The 666-nt window shown below is 31.5% G+C and carries 1 protein-coding gene; it reads right to left on the bottom strand.

Translation table 11 applies throughout. The features are described from left to right. Positions 1 to 243: 243 nt before the first annotated feature. Positions 244 to 666: LCP family glycopolymer transferase (locus WMO18_RS10905; RefSeq protein ID WP_496196872.1), on the bottom strand; the 423-nt coding region annotated here is incomplete at its 5' end.

Raw genomic sequence — 666 nt, 5'->3', positions numbered from 1 at the left:
TTTTTAGGTTTTGGAGGTTCAACTCCACGAGTACCACGATATGCTGCCACTATATTGCCCCTTTCTAAATATATTTTATCTAATAGATTATACAAGAGGTTCTTTAATATATAATTCTTTTAAAGAATTATAATGCAATTTTGGACAATATTCACATAGTTTTCACCTGATTTTTTATTTGTATTGAAGAATACTGTAAAATACAGGTAAAATCGGCATTTTATCTACTTTAGTAGTATTTAATTAATATGTTAACTTACTCTTTTTGTCAGTTACTTTATTAAATACAAAGTTGGCAACTTTACTTCTTGTTTTCTCCCAATCGTTAATTTCTACAACATCATATTTCTGTCCATTTGGATAGTATGTATTATAGAACCAAAGTTTGTTTTGGTCACTTTCTTCACCGATTGGCACATTAAACTGATACATTGGGTACTTCATAATTTTGAATGCACATGTAAACAGAGAAGTGATTTCATTTGACTTAAAGTTGGTTTGAACCATAGGACCGACTTTCTGTACTGCTGAAACTAAACTTGTAAAGGATGCACCCTTGAATTCATCAATTAAGGCTTTAATAACCTTCCTCTGTCTATCTGTTCTATCCCAGTCATTACCACTAAAGTTTTCTCCACCAAGTTCTGTACTACCTCTGTTACGAGC

This window comes from Ruminococcoides intestinihominis (assembly GCF_040096285.1).
Taxonomy (GTDB): Bacteria; Bacillota; Clostridia; order Oscillospirales; family Acutalibacteraceae; genus Ruminococcoides; species Ruminococcoides intestinihominis.
Note: the sequence above shows the minus strand (reverse complement) of the source record. Positions and strands in the feature narration are given on the sequence as shown.